This is a genomic window from Paraburkholderia sp. (assembly GCF_049581445.1).
GTDB lineage: Bacteria > Pseudomonadota > Gammaproteobacteria > Burkholderiales > Burkholderiaceae > Paraburkholderia.
On sequence record NZ_JBAURZ010000318.1, the window covers coordinates 25,790 to 38,750 of the forward strand.

General features: G+C 59.7%; 14 protein-coding genes. 6 read left to right on the top strand and 8 right to left on the bottom strand.

Features of this window, described 5'->3' with window-relative positions; translation table 11 throughout:
* Window positions 1–12: 12 nt before the first annotated feature.
* Window positions 13–1,962, top strand: coding sequence for an alpha amylase C-terminal domain-containing protein (locus WCA85_RS26695; protein WP_424067865.1), 1,950 nt, complete (start codon window positions 13–15; stop codon window positions 1,960–1,962).
* 225 nt (window positions 1,963–2,187) lie between these two features.
* The gene (locus WCA85_RS26700) at window positions 2,188–2,691 is read left to right on the top strand and encodes a beta-class carbonic anhydrase (RefSeq protein ID WP_424067866.1); all 504 of its coding nucleotides are present in this window, start codon (window positions 2,188–2,190) and stop codon (window positions 2,689–2,691) included.
* A 68-nt stretch (window positions 2,692–2,759) separates the two neighbouring features.
* Here WCA85_RS26700 and WCA85_RS26705 read toward each other — a convergent pair whose 3' ends face one another.
* Entirely contained in the window at window positions 2,760–3,524 is a 765-nt protein-coding gene (locus WCA85_RS26705; RefSeq protein WP_424067867.1) for a hypothetical protein, read from the bottom strand.
* A gap of 146 nt (window positions 3,525–3,670) precedes the next feature.
* Here WCA85_RS26705 and WCA85_RS26710 point away from each other — a divergent pair, with 146 nt between their 5' ends.
* Window positions 3,671–4,030 carry a hypothetical protein gene (locus WCA85_RS26710; protein ID WP_424067868.1) on the top strand — a complete coding sequence of 120 codons (360 nt, stop codon included), beginning with the start codon at window positions 3,671–3,673 and terminating at the stop codon, window positions 4,028–4,030.
* Window positions 4,009–4,554 carry a GGDEF domain-containing protein gene (locus WCA85_RS26715; RefSeq protein ID WP_424067869.1) on the top strand — a complete coding sequence of 182 codons (546 nt, stop codon included), beginning with the start codon at window positions 4,009–4,011 and terminating at the stop codon, window positions 4,552–4,554. The genes WCA85_RS26710 and WCA85_RS26715 overlap by 22 nt, the downstream gene beginning before the upstream one ends.
* A gap of 552 nt (window positions 4,555–5,106) precedes the next feature.
* Here WCA85_RS26715 and WCA85_RS26720 read toward each other — a convergent pair.
* Window positions 5,107–5,421, bottom strand: a complete 315-nt coding sequence (locus WCA85_RS26720) for a DUF4148 domain-containing protein (protein WP_424067870.1) — start codon at window positions 5,419–5,421, stop codon at window positions 5,107–5,109.
* A gap of 195 nt (window positions 5,422–5,616) precedes the next feature.
* On the opposite strand from WCA85_RS26720, the gene WCA85_RS26725 reads away from it, so the two are divergent.
* Entirely contained in the window at window positions 5,617–5,835 is a 219-nt protein-coding gene (locus WCA85_RS26725) for a hypothetical protein (protein ID WP_424067871.1), read from the top strand.
* Between the two features lie 94 nt (window positions 5,836–5,929).
* Here WCA85_RS26725 and nudC read toward each other — a convergent pair whose 3' ends face one another.
* The 4 genes from nudC to WCA85_RS26745 all read right to left on the bottom strand — a co-directional run bounded on the left by nudC (window position 5,930) and on the right by WCA85_RS26745 (window position 10,104).
* The gene (nudC, locus tag WCA85_RS26730; protein ID WP_424067872.1) at window positions 5,930–6,880 is read right to left on the bottom strand and encodes an NAD(+) diphosphatase; all 951 of its coding nucleotides are present in this window, start codon (window positions 6,878–6,880) and stop codon (window positions 5,930–5,932) included.
* Window positions 6,881–7,043: 163 nt separating this feature from the next.
* Entirely contained in the window at window positions 7,044–7,946 is a 903-nt protein-coding gene (locus WCA85_RS26735) for a LysR substrate-binding domain-containing protein (protein ID WP_424067873.1), read from the bottom strand.
* A gap of 32 nt (window positions 7,947–7,978) precedes the next feature.
* Entirely contained in the window at window positions 7,979–8,770 is a 792-nt protein-coding gene (locus WCA85_RS26740) for a substrate-binding domain-containing protein (RefSeq protein WP_424067874.1), read from the bottom strand.
* Window positions 8,771–8,940: 170 nt separating this feature from the next.
* Entirely contained in the window at window positions 8,941–10,104 is a 1,164-nt protein-coding gene (locus WCA85_RS26745) for a TDT family transporter (RefSeq protein ID WP_424067875.1), read from the bottom strand.
* Window positions 10,105–10,796: 692 nt separating this feature from the next.
* Here WCA85_RS26745 and WCA85_RS26750 point away from each other — a divergent pair.
* Entirely contained in the window at window positions 10,797–11,483 is a 687-nt protein-coding gene (locus tag WCA85_RS26750) for a response regulator transcription factor (protein ID WP_424067876.1), read from the top strand.
* Here the strand turns inward: WCA85_RS26750 and cobA are convergent.
* A complete protein-coding gene (cobA, locus tag WCA85_RS26755; protein ID WP_424067877.1) occupies window positions 11,480–12,286 on the bottom strand; it encodes a uroporphyrinogen-III C-methyltransferase in 807 nt (268 codons plus the stop codon). The two genes, WCA85_RS26750 and cobA, sit on opposite strands and share 4 nt — an antisense overlap.
* A complete protein-coding gene (locus WCA85_RS26760; protein WP_424067878.1) occupies window positions 12,283–12,840 on the bottom strand; it encodes a DUF934 domain-containing protein in 558 nt (185 codons plus the stop codon). The genes cobA and WCA85_RS26760 overlap by 4 nt, the downstream gene beginning before the upstream one ends.
* Window positions 12,841–12,961 lie beyond the last annotated feature (121 nt).

The window sequence follows — 12,961 nt, forward strand, 5'->3', positions numbered from 1 at the left end:
CAAGGAAAGGCCATGGCGACGACCCAGACCGAAGGCAATGTCAGGATGGGCGCGACGGTCGTGCCCGGCGGCGCGACGTTTCGACTATGGGCTCCAGCGGCTCAAGGCGTCTTCGTGCTGACCAGCCAGAGCTTGCAAAACGCCCAGCAACCGGGCTTCGTGCCCGCCGTTACCGATGCGCTCTTCCCGCTTGGCGACGGCACCTGGAGCGCGTTCGTACCGCAAGCGGGCGAAGGCACGCCCTTCCGGTTCTGGGTGGTTGGTGCCGGCAGCACCGGTCTGAAGCGTGATCCGCGTGCGCGCGAACTCGGCACGCAGCCGGCCTATCCCGCCTGCGACTGCATCGTCCGCGATCCGCAAACCTACCCATGGCGTGACAGCGATTTCCGCGCGCCGCCTTTCAACGACCTCGTGCTGTACCAACTGCATATCGGCACCTTCTACGCGGTCGACGCACTCGGCCAGGACAAGCGCCGTTCGATCGGCAAGTTTCTCGATTTGCTCGATCGTGTCGACTACTTTCGCGCGCTTGGCATCAATGGCGTGCAGTTGATGCCAGTTCAGGAATACCCGAGCGAAACCAGTCTCGGCTACAACGGGCTGGATCTGTATTCGCCCGAGATCGATTATCAGGTCAACGATCATCAGGAACTAGCCCGCTATCTGACCAAGGCGAACGCGCTGCTCGCCGCGCGCGGCAAGGCGCCGCTGAACATCAACGACATTCTCCCCGGCCCGAACCAGTTGATGTGCGCAATCGACATCATGCATCTCAACGGCATTTGCGTGATGTTCGATCTCGTGTTCAATCATGCGGGACCTGGCTTCAACGACCAGTGCCTGAAATTCATCGACCGCCAACCGACCGGCGACGACAATCGCAGCACGTACTTCACCGATCAAAGCTGGGCTGGCGGCAGCGTGTTTGCATACTGGAACGAGGACGCGCGTGGGTTTCTGATCGACAACGCGAAGCAATGCATCGAAGAATTTCACATCGACGGTATCCGCTACGACGAGGTGACGGTGATCGACACGCACGGCGGCGGCCAGTTCTGCCAGAACCTGGCCGACACGCTACGCGCAGAGCGACCTCAATCAGTGCAGATCGCCGAGTACTGGGGCGACGATCGCGCTGCTGCGATCCGGCCGACGCCCAACGGGCTCGGCTTCGATGCCGCATGGTCCGATCAACTGCGGCTCGGCATTCGCGGCGCGATCACCGAGGCCTGCGGTGGCCGTGACGCATTCGTCGACATGGATGCGCTCGCGCAATGCCTGCGAAAACCTGCGGGATTTGGCGCGGCCTGGCGCGCGGTCAACATGCTTGAGGACCACGACGTCGTGTTTGTCGACCGCGATCAACGCATTGCGGCGCTCGCCGACCCCGCTGACCACCGTTCCTGGTTCGCTCGGAGCCGCGCACGGTGGGCGCTGGGTCTGCTGTTCTGCGCGCCGGGCATACCGCAACTCTTCATGGGCGAGGAAATCCTCGAAGACAAGCAGTGGAGTGACGACATCAACTTCCACGCCAACCTGCTGATCTGGTGGGACGGACTCGCGACAGATCCCGTGATGGGCAACTATCTCGACTTTTGCCGTGACCTCGTCCACCTTCGCAACGACTGGCCGGCATTGCGAAGCGAATCGCTCAATGTGTGGGTCGCGAATGCAGCGGACCGCGTGATCGCGTTGCACCGCTGGATCGACGGCGTTGGTGCAGATGTGCTGCTGGTCGCCAATCTGCAGGAATACAACCGCTATGGTTATCGGGTGGGGTTCCCTTCGGGCGGCGCGTGGCGTGAGATTTTCAACAGCGACTATTACGATGGATATCCGAACGCGCAGGTGGCCGGCAACGGCGGTCACGTCGACGCGCAGTCCGACGTGCCGTGGAACGACATGCCCGCTTCAGCGGAGATCACACTGCCAGCGAATGGCTTCGTGGTGTTTGCGCGTTGAAGCCTTCGTGTCAGTCACGCGTCCACAAATCTTCTTGTAAGGATACGTGCTGACGCATGGTTGCCCGAAGGGAAAAATTGAATTGCCACGGGCCATGATGTCTTCGTGTCGAAACCCGTCCAGAATCGACTCTATCGCCGATATAGCGTGCCCGCGGGGCGCTATCCACCGCGCTTTCACGCAACCGAAAACATCGATTGTGAAGCGCACAGACGGAGAGTCCAGATGAGTCTGATCGAACACGCAATCACTTCAAGTCAAGCAAGTGCAAAGCACCACGATGCATCGCTGGCTGGGAAGCCAGCCCCGAAGGTCGCGATCATCACGTGCATGGACCCACGTATGAATGGACTGTTGGAACGCTTCGATATCAAAGCCGCCGACGCGGACGTGATCCGGAATGTTGGAACAGTCGTTACCGAGGATGTTGTGCGATCGCTCATGTTTTCGATTCACGTTCTGGGCGTGACGGAAATCATGATTGTTGGGCACACGGGATGTGGGATGGAGATGTTTACGGACGGCACGTTCGAGACGCATCTGCACGAACGTACAGGCTCGCTGGCTGTGACGCCCGCAGTGTTCCACTTCTATACGGACGTCAATGAAGCAACGAAAAAGCAGATGTTGAAGCTTCGGTCTCATCCATGGGTGCCGTCAGATATTGTCATTCGCGGCTTTGTTCTGAATCTCGCAAACGGGGAACTGAAAGAAGTTAAAACGGAGTGAGTTTATAGGTCGAGTATTCGTCTTCTCGCAGCAGTGCGGTGATTCCACGGTCTGCGACTCGCCAAACGTCACATCATGCCGCCAGGCGAGTTGCTTGTACTGCTTGTGCTGCCGGTACCGGACGCGGGTGCGGGCGTCGCTGCGAGCGGATGGGCGAGACCCGCCGTCGACAGTAGCGCGACGGCGACCTGATCCGGCATCCCATTGGCGTCGATAGCGCCCGCTGTCGCCAGCGCGTCGAGATCTCCGTCGACGCCTGTTTGCCCAACCATAAACGGCGTGGTCAGAAACGCCGGCACCGTCAGCGTGAGCGCGTAGCTCTGCTGCAGATTGGTGACCACCGCCGATTGCGCAGCCAGCACATCCGCCTCGTTTGCCAGCACTTGCTGGAACTGCGTGTTACTCGGGAACCCTGCAATCAGACTGGTTTCATTAGTCCCAAGTTGGGCAGCGAGATAGACCAGCATCAACTCCGTCTCTGGCGTCGTATTAAAGGTACCGCCAGCAAATGCCACCGAATGCAGGCTCGTGCCGCCAGAGGTCACGGTAATGATGCAGGGAGACGAGCCGTTGAAAGTGATCGCATAGTGTCCGCCACTATCCGACACGACTGAGCCCGAACCCTGCGCGCAACTGAAGCTGACCATCGCGCCGGCGAGCGCACTACCGGTGGCGGCCGTCCCGGATATGGCGACGGTCGGTACCGGATTTCCACCGCCGCAGCTGTCGAGGCCGATGCACGAGCTTCCGCCACAGGCGGCCAGCGTTGCGAGCGCAGCCACGCTCATTGCAGCCAGCGCCGGGCGAACAAAACACGCGCGGTGAGTGTTCATGGTTGCCTGCCATTGATAGATTCGGATAGGACGGTCGGTTCCTCGGCCAAGGCCCGACGGTACTTTGATTTTAGCGCCCTATCCATTGCATCGCGTTCGAAGCCGCAGCGAGTCGAGCAGTCGGTGAGCACTCCCAGGAAGTATTCATGGAGGAAATGCTGGAAAGCCTGTCGGCGACCTTGGCGACGGCGAACAGTCTGGAGGCATTGACCCGACCGCTGCTGGAGATGCTTGAGGTAGTCACAGGCCTTGAATCGCCGTACCTGACGTCAATTGACCAGGAAAATGCCGTTCAGTCGATCACGATTGCCCGCAACACCGGTGAACTTCTCATACCGGAAGGGCTAACCGTCCCATGGTCCGACACGTTGTACAAGCGCTGCCTCGAGCAGGGCCGTCGGGTTGTCTCCAATGTCAGCGAAGTCTGGGCGGACTCTCAGGCGGCAACCGCTCTTGGCATACAGACGTACGAGAGCGCACCGGTTTGGGCAGTAATGGCGAGGTGATTGGCACGTTATGCGCCGCCGGAAAGGACAGCAGGACACTTGGGCCCCGCGCGCGCAGCGCGCTCAATCTGTTTTCGAAACTGATTGCGCAACATATCGAGCGCGAACGGCTGGTCGAGGAACTGCGCCGTTCAAACGAGTACCTGACGAAATTTTCGCTCACCGATTCGTTAACTGGACTACCAAACCGCAGGGCGCTGCGGGATGAACTCGGCCGCTTGCTGGCCAGAGCCGCGCGCGACGGTTCCTACGTGCTCGTGGGCATGTTCGACCTGGACGGCTTCAAACAGATCAACGACCAGTTTGGCCATCTCTCGGGCGATCAGCTGCTGGAACAGTGTGCCGGGCGCCTCGCAGGACTAATCCGGGACACCGATATGCTCGCCCGCATTGGTGGAGATGAATTCGCTTTCGTTGGACCGGACCCGCCGACGAGGAGGAAGCGAACAGTGCTGCATCCGCGCTCGCTATTCGCGCCGCGGAGGTCACTGCCGGCGCCTATGCACTTCGTGAAACACGACTGACGTACCCAGGCGTCAGCGCCGGCGTTGTGGCGGTACGCTTTCTGTCGGTGGATCAGGCGCTCGGGCTAGCCGACGCTGCCATGTATGGTGCAAAGCGTGAGCGCCAGCAAGCAAAAGGCGACGCGGTCGCGACTACCCGGAGCGCGTAAGGATCTGGGAGAGATCACTGACGCGTCTCTACGGGGCGACTAGCAGCGAGAATCTCACGGATACGCGCCAGCGACTGCTCACCCGTCGCTGTCGGGCCGCCGCCGCGAGACTGACGCGAGGACGGCGGCGTGAGCCCGAGGCATCGGCAAAGCCTCGATAGATAGGGCTTTGACGGCCCGCAGCGCAATGCCGCCGCTGCAATGGCCGCGTCACCCACCTGCCGACGCAACCATTGCAAGGTGCGTCGGTCATGGTCATTCAGCACTCGGACAGCATGTTCCATGGCGAATACCTGTATATAAACACAGTACTGTTAATATATACAGGTTTCCTCCGTTGTTCAAGTGATGACAGAAAACCGCTCAACGCCCCACACCAATAGGACCTTGCCTGTCTCGCGGCTTAGTGGCCGGCGTAAATCGACCGCATGCTCGGCGCGATTACCGCTACCGGGGCACCAGACGCCGACGAACCACTCACCACGCCGCCTACGCCGCTCGACGATTCATTTTGTGCTGCCACACGCGCTTCGGCGGCCTGGATCTGGACCGGATAAGTCGCGTCACCGTCCTGCGACGGGTTGAGCCCTGCCTTTTCGAGCTGCACTAATTCGGCACGCACCTGTGCGCGCGTCACAGGCTGATTCGACTGGGCGAATGAAGCGATCGGTGCGGCGAGAACAGCAGCAATGGCAATAGCCTTGATGAGCGATTTCATGATTTCCACCTCCAGAGATTGTTTTGCACGGTGCTGCAAGCAGATTTGTTTGCAGCGTTGAAAACATTCTAGGAAGGTATGAACCAAGGGTAAATACCTAAGTTACGAAATCACTTTTCTCAGAAACATGCCAATGCGGACGTGATGTCAACCGCGCACATTCAAGTTTGCTGATTGGCTGCCGATACCTCAGCCATGAGAAACGTCGACGACATCCCATTCGGACCCGGTCATCCGCGGTATGAACAAGCTCAGGCCCTTGAGAATACCGTCCGCGTTATCAGGAAGGCACAGGGCAAGCACAACCCGGAAGACTTCCCATACGGCTCACCGGAATGGCACAAGGCTGACGAGGCATACATGCGAGATCTGTTGCGCGCGATGGGCGAAGATCTGGACAACCTCGGAAGTTGAAGCGGGCCGGAGGTGAACCGCCCCACTCGGGCCCAAAGTTCGTGAACGCTGCCGGCACCACAGAGAATCGAGGCACCACTGCGATAGCACGTGGCTAGCTGCGCAGTACTGACTCGCCGCGTTCCGCATATGCCTTGAGCAGATGATGCGCGATGGCGAACGGCTTCGGCGCAGACAGTCCGCCCTCGTGCGTCCCTGCGAGCATCGCGGCGACTTCGGCGCGCGAAAACCAGCGCGCGTCTTCGAGTTCTGTATGGTCGATGACGACTTCGGTGTCGCTTGCCCGTGCAAAGCAGCCAATCATCAGCGACGAGGGAAACGGCCACGGCTGTGACGCGAAATACACCACTTCGGCGCATTTCACCCGGGCCTCCTCCATTACCTCGCGACGCACCGCGTGTTCCACGGTCTCGCCCGGTTCGACGAAACCCGCGAGCGCAGAGTACATTCCCGGAGCGAACTGGCGTTGGCGTCCAAGGAGACATCGCTCGCCGTCAATCGTCAACATGATCACGACGGGGTCCACACGAGGAAAGTGTCGCGTTCCGCACGCGTCGCACACTCGTTGCCAGCCCCATGAAACGGCGCGGCTCGCGCTGCCGCAGTTCGCGCAGAAGCCATGACGCCGATGCCAGTCGAGCATTGACTTCGCCTGCCCGATCATGCCGAGCGATCGAGGCGTGACGAGGCCCTGGTTTGCAATCGAGCGCACATCGATTCGATCGCACGGCACGCCTTGTACGCGCACTTCGCCTGACGCAAGGTCGAGTGCTACGCCGACGGCAAAGCGTCCACTGCCGTCGCTCTCCTGCCCGAGAAACACGCATTGCACAGGATCTCCAAAGGACTCCACCTCATCCCGTAGGAACCATGCGTCATGCGCATTGCCGCGCTTGAGCAACGGGATCTCGTCGTGGAATATCAGAAAACGTGCCGCCGCGTCCTGCCGCAATTGCTCGATAAAGGCGTGGTCGTCGCGTTTTTCGGAACGGCGGTCGAGGGGATTGAAGTTGAAGCCAATGGGCGAAATGGAAGAGTCGGTCATTTTCGTCAGATCGATAAACTTGACCTGGAAGTATGGCACGGCGTCTGAATTTGGGTATCGGCCGCAGACCGACGACCGACGACCGTCAGGGATCATAGAAATTAAAGCGTTCACGAACACCGACGACATTTGCGCGGAATTGCCTGGCAATACCTATATGCCATCAAGCGTCATCCAGTGCATTTGCAGCCACCGTCGCGCTCACAAGATCGAAGAGCGCCTGGCTGCTGGGTGATAGTGACCGCCCCTTGAGCCACACCATATGCAGGGGCCGTTCAATGCGCAGGTCGTCCACCTCGATGACGGACAACTCGCCACGGCGTAACTCGTCCTTCACGCTCAGCACAGATACATAGGCGAGCGCATGTTGCGCCAACAGCATGCGTTTGATCGCCTCGGTGTCGCTCACTGACATCAGCGGTTCGATCTGCAGGCCAAGGCGCGAATACGTTTCTTCGACAATTGCGCGTGTGCCGGAGCCCGGCTCGCGCATGATTACGGCCTGATCGACCAGGTCGTGCGGACGCAACTGGCGCCCCACACTCGGATGCTCTGTCGCGGCAATCACCGCAATCTCGTCCGCGCCAATCGGACGGGCATGAAGGATCGTGTCGTCGAACGGTCCCTCCACGAACCCGAGCGTAAACGTGTGGTCGCGCAGTCCGGCCTCCACCCTTTCGGTATTCGTTACGGTGAGGTCGATCGCGACGCGCGGATAGCTCGCGTTGAAGCGCGCAATCATGTCGGGTACGAAATAGACACCCAGCGTTCCACTCGCGCCGATTTTCATATAACCAGCGCTCAGACCAGCTAACTCCTTCATCTGACCTTCTGCTGCGTCAGCCAGCGTGAAAATGCGCTCCGCGTAGTCGAACAGCATCGTGCCAGCCTCGGTGAGTGCGACGCCGCGCGGCAAACGGTCAAACAGGACCGAGCCGAGCCGGTCTTCAAGTTCGCGAATTTCACGGGTAACGGCCGGCTGACTGACATGCAGCCGCAGAGCCCCGGCACTGACGCTGCCGGCGCGCGCGACTTCATAAAACGCAAGAAGGTGTGTGAAATTCATCAGTGGCCGAGTCCGAAAGAAATGAATGACGCTTATGCTGGGGATTCAGGATCAACATGGGGCGGTGCGGTGAGCCAACCCCACCGCGAGAAGATTGCGGCACCTTCAGATGATTTCAGAAAGTCGACAAACTGCTGCGACGCGGGGTCGGCCGAACCACGCTTGGTGACTGCGACTCCTGCATCGCGATAGATCGCATACCGTGGTTCAATGGGTACAGTGTCGGCCAGCGACGGGTTCGCGACCTGCCAGATATTCCAGATCAACCATACGTCGATATCCGGCTGAGCGACCCACGTCTGCCGTGCAACGGCGCTGTTGCCCGCGTAGCTCACGATATTTCGCCGTAGCGCAGTGACGCTACCGATGTCGCCAGTGCGTCCGGCCACATCTTCCCACACTCCGTTCTGTCCGGCGCCATTGACGACCAGGACCTTGACGCCCGGTTTGAGCAGATCGGCGAATCCGTGAATATGGTGTGGATTGCCGGGACGCACGAGAATTGACATGGGCCGCAGATAGAGCGGCACGGGCGCATCAGGTGTCAACTGGTCCCCCATCGCTACTACGAAGTCGGACATCATCGTCTCCGAGCCGGAGTAGATGACATCGGCGTCCTCACGTGCGTGATCCATCCACGCAGGCGCTGGGCCTGCGGTCACCTCGACATGCGTGCCCGTCTTCTTCTCGAATGCGGCAGCGGCTTCCTTCATCGCGGGTGCCGGACCACCCGGTCCATAGACGTGAAGCACCGATTGCGCAGCGGCAACGCCCGATGCCAGCGCAAAACAAAGCGCGCCGACAGCGCGCAATGCGAGATTCATGATCTGTTTCCTCGTCGAGTGATATCGGGTGCTACAGGTATGGCGAACACCGCTGCGTCGCTTTTATTCCGGTACGAACGGTTTTCCGTGTGAGGACATATCTACCAGCCGCACGCGCTTGGCAAATACCGAACTTGCGTCCAATCCACACATGGATACCGCCGAACCGGTTAAGCGCGCCCCGGCTGCTGCAAACACGGTGCATGAAACAGGTTTCCCTTCAACATCCCGTTGATTGTGTGTGTCACAACCAGCAGCCAGAAGCCGAATAGCGCCAGCGCCAGCAACATGCCAATCACGGCGAATGGGACAAACATCGTAATCCGATAGAGCGCGAAGGTCGCTGCCGCATAAACGCCGATCGGGAAGGTAAAGCCCCACCACCCCAGATTGAACGTCATGCCGTCGCGTTGATAGCGCATGGTAAGAATCGCGGCCATCAGCAGCCACCAGATGCCCACGCCCCAGAGCAACAGCCCGGCAAACAATCCGAAATCCCGTGCGAAGGCTGCAACGGGGGCAAGCGTCGTACCGGCGAACAGCGCCGGTGTCGCCTGACCGAGCAGTAATAGTCCGAGGCTACCCGTGCCAATGGGCCCAAGTGTGAGCCACGAGGACGCTGCCATATCGCGGTGCGGCAGCTTGTGGAGCGCGAGGCGCAGGAACACGATGGTGAGGACGGAAAACGCCAGAGGCACCGAAATGGCCCACAGTACGTAGCCGGTTGCAACCATCAACTGGGCTGCGGCATGCGGCAGATGTGGCGCAAGCACGGCGGCGCTCGAGGCAGTCACTTCCGGCGCAACCAGTGGCAGCAGCCAGACGGCCGTGATCTGCTCGGCCGAATGCTGCTGGCTCGTGAACATGCGATACGGGACAAGACAGGCGAAGAACACCGCTAGCGCCGCGTCCACCCACCAGAGAACATGGGCGATGTTGAGCACAGCCGGACCAAACAGACCGGGGCCGAAGATGGCGAGTCCGTTGACAATCGGAATCAAGCCCATCGGAATCGTGCCAAGGAACATTGACTGGACCGGATGATCAAGCAACGGCCGAATCGTCTGCGGATAGAGTATGAGGCGCGCTGCGAAGAGCACGGCGAAGCTGCAGAACAGCGCGCTGTCGACGGCCCACAGCGTTAATGCGATCTGGTGGCGGCCCGGAAACTCTATCGGTAGCGCAAGCAGGATCAGGAAGACAATCCCCGTCCCCATGGTCATCGCAAACCAGTTCGGGGTGAACTGACGAATCATCTGGCTATGGCTGCTCCCGAGACGAAACCCGTCGCGGCGTGACGCCGTCCGCTTGCTGGCGTGGGTGAGGCTGCTCATTTGACGCGCTCCTTTCGGTGGGCTCGAGGGCCCTAAGTGATGCACCCAGTCTAGGAGTGCGCGTTTTATATGAAAAATACATCCTTGGTATTCGATCCATGCTTCGTTGATATGCGAATTCCCGTAGCCGATGGGCCGCCGACTTCGCGCCTATTGAATGCAAATCTTGCTCAGTTCCACCGTCCGCCGATATACGTGTCTGTCTAGCCACGAGACATACATGTACTCGTCGTATGCGTTGCTACCAACGAAAATCCAGGTTGAAAGGACGTTGTTCATGACACCCTCCTGCTTTGTCCGGTTACGAAAGACCGGGTGGCTGAACCGAGATAGCGACCTCCACATCCAGCACTCCCATGTCAAGGCAAACACGCTGCCGGCCTGAATATTCCATTTCGCTGGACCTATACGCCCAGCACATAGGGGCCATCACAACAACGTATTTCTATTCCATCTGTTTGGCACATACGATGCGGGTCATGAAGTTGCGCAGTAGAGGCAAGACTGAATGCCGGGCACGATCGGAACGAAAAAAAATCCGCACCACCCGGGAATAAATCCTCCCAAAGTGGGTTTGCCCTGAGGTACCCGGCATGCATGATCTCCAATGCCGTGGAAACTCAAGACATATACGTGCTCCTGATTGTGGGGGCGCCTGCAGGGGCGTTGTAAATAGATGGCGTACGAGAAAAATGCTAAGGGTCCTGAATATCCACGACGAACCTGTTCTCGGACAGGAAATCACCACCAGCCTCATCTCCTCCGGATTCAGTGTCGACATGACGCGTCTGGGGCTGACCGGTGTGAAGCGCGCCATCGCACATAACTACGACGTGGTGGTGCTCGGTCAAACTCTACCGGATGTTACTGGCCCAGCGGTCGTCTCCGCCTTGCGCGGAATAGGCGTTCAAACGCCAGTAATCATGGTAAGTAGTACGTCCGATATCGCACAGCGGATACAGGGTTTGCGCGCCGGCGCAGACGACTACCTGGTGATGCCGTTTTCGCCCGACGAGATGTTGGCTCGCGTTGAGGTACTGCTTCGAAAAAGAGTACCGCCCACCAAAGACAGCGCGGTCTTACGGACCAGCACATTCGAACTCGATCTTGTAAAACATCATATCGTCCATGAGGGACGCAAGCAGCATCTGCTACCTACGGAATGCCGCCTGCTCGAATTCATGATTCATCATGCCGGGCGAATTCTCACTCGATGCGAGATCTTCGAATCCGTCTGGGATCACCACTTCGATCCGGGTACCAATTCGATAGATGTGCACGTGGGGAAGCTACGCAAGAAGCTCGCAGCTCTCGGATTGCCTTCAATGATTCTCACGATTCGCGGTGCGGGGTATCGATTTGAGGGTCTTGTGACCTAGCGCACTTCGACGCGTCCGGCAAAGACCGTCCCAATCATCAGCAAACTGGGCTTCGACCGATCCAGCCACTGCTGCGCCTCTCCGTGGGCGAGACGCGCGAGCGTCAACGCGAGCCGTCGCTCGTCGCCCGTACTGCATGCCTCCACAATGGCAACGGGTGTGGCGCCTGAGCGGCCAGCATTGATCATCTGACGGGCAATCGCCTGCGCGTCATCTCGTCCCATGTAAAACACCAGTGAATCGGCATTGGCCAGTTCTTGAATTGCGCCTGTGTCGGCCGCGCGGCTGCGGGTCACCAACGCCACGCTCCTCGATACACCCCGAAGCGTCAGCGAACAGCGCAGGGACGCAGCTCCGGCAAGCGCGGCGGTAATACCCGGCACGATTTCATACTCGATCCCGGCGGCTTCGAGCGCACGCATCTCTTCGTCCGCGCGCCCGAACAGCATCGGATCACCTCCTTTTAGCCTCACTACGACAGCATGCTGGCGTGCTGCATCGACAATCAGCTCGTTGATGAAATGCTGAGTCATCGAATGCTGGCCGCAGCGCTTGCCCACCGCAACCCTTCGGGCACGCGGCGGTGCATGGTCAAGCATGGCGGGTTCCACCAACGCATCGTGCATCACCACGTCGGCCTTCGCCAGCAGCCGCACCCCTCGCACGGTAATGAGATCCGCTGCACCGGGACCCGCGCCAATCAGATACACCTTGCCTGTCCGTTTTGTCTGCCGGGTGTCGTGAGACGTGCTCGCTCCCACCCATCCGCCCGCTTCCGTCCTTTCGGTGTGCGTCGTGCTCATGCTGACGTCTTTTGCGCTGCCGTAGCCGCTGCGGCAGCAGCTTCGCGACGGCGGAACAGCGGCGACGGATCGTCGAACGCGCCTTGGTATTGCACAGTGAATTCGTCGAACGCCTTGAGCGCGTCGTGCAGATCCTTGTCGGCCCGCACCGCGTAGGCGTCAAACCCGCAGCGGAACATGAAGCGCAACTGGTCGCGCAGCACGTCGCCAATCGCGCGAATCTCGCCCTTGTAGCCATAGCGCTCGCGTAACAGGCGCGCAATGCTGAAGCCACGGCCATCGCGGAACACGGGGAAGTCCACCGCGATCAGCGCAATCTTGTCAAAGTCGGCGACGATATCCGCCGGTTCGCTGTCCGGCTCGAGCCATATGGCAATTTCAGCTGCGCTGCGCGAAGCCGTCAGCGCCTCGCGTTCAGCCTGCCACAATGCCAAAGGCGCGATCAGCTTGCCGCCCGGCAGCGCATCCACGGCGGGCAACGTACCGTCTTCCGCTGCGCGCACCACGGTCCAGTCGTCGTTGACGATTGCACGGTTCTTGATGATAGCAGCCATCTGTCCAGTATCCTTTGGTCGCGGTTACGCGTGAGCCGGTTGACGCGACGCGTACACGCGTTCCTTGAACGGGGTGATGCCGATGCGGCTGTACGTTTCGATGAAACGCTCGCCTTCGATG

What these genes read in the sequence shown, in the direction of transcription:
- cobA (WP_424067877.1), bottom strand. Translation starts at nt 12,286, where the DNA reads ATGAGCACGACGCACACCGAAAGGACGGAAGCGGGCGGATGGGTGGGA.
- WCA85_RS26750 (WP_424067876.1), top strand. Translation starts at nt 10,797, where the DNA reads ATGCTAAGGGTCCTGAATATCCACGACGAACCTGTTCTCGGACAGGAA.
- WCA85_RS26740 (WP_424067874.1), bottom strand. Translation starts at nt 8,770, where the DNA reads ATGAATCTCGCATTGCGCGCTGTCGGCGCGCTTTGTTTTGCGCTGGCA.
- WCA85_RS26760 (WP_424067878.1), bottom strand. Translation starts at nt 12,840, where the DNA reads ATGGCTGCTATCATCAAGAACCGTGCAATCGTCAACGACGACTGGACC.
- WCA85_RS26705 (WP_424067867.1), bottom strand. Translation starts at nt 3,524, where the DNA reads ATGAACACTCACCGCGCGTGTTTTGTTCGCCCGGCGCTGGCTGCAATG.
- WCA85_RS26720 (WP_424067870.1), bottom strand. Translation starts at nt 5,421, where the DNA reads ATGAAATCGCTCATCAAGGCTATTGCCATTGCTGCTGTTCTCGCCGCA.
- WCA85_RS26695 (WP_424067865.1), top strand. Translation starts at nt 13, where the DNA reads ATGGCGACGACCCAGACCGAAGGCAATGTCAGGATGGGCGCGACGGTC.
- nudC (WP_424067872.1), bottom strand. Translation starts at nt 6,880, where the DNA reads ATGACCGACTCTTCCATTTCGCCCATTGGCTTCAACTTCAATCCCCTC.
- WCA85_RS26700 (WP_424067866.1), top strand. Translation starts at nt 2,188, where the DNA reads ATGAGTCTGATCGAACACGCAATCACTTCAAGTCAAGCAAGTGCAAAG.
- WCA85_RS26735 (WP_424067873.1), bottom strand. Translation starts at nt 7,946, where the DNA reads ATGAATTTCACACACCTTCTTGCGTTTTATGAAGTCGCGCGCGCCGGC.
- WCA85_RS26710 (WP_424067868.1), top strand. Translation starts at nt 3,671, where the DNA reads ATGGAGGAAATGCTGGAAAGCCTGTCGGCGACCTTGGCGACGGCGAAC.
- WCA85_RS26725 (WP_424067871.1), top strand. Translation starts at nt 5,617, where the DNA reads ATGAGAAACGTCGACGACATCCCATTCGGACCCGGTCATCCGCGGTAT.
- WCA85_RS26745 (WP_424067875.1), bottom strand. Translation starts at nt 10,104, where the DNA reads ATGAGCAGCCTCACCCACGCCAGCAAGCGGACGGCGTCACGCCGCGAC.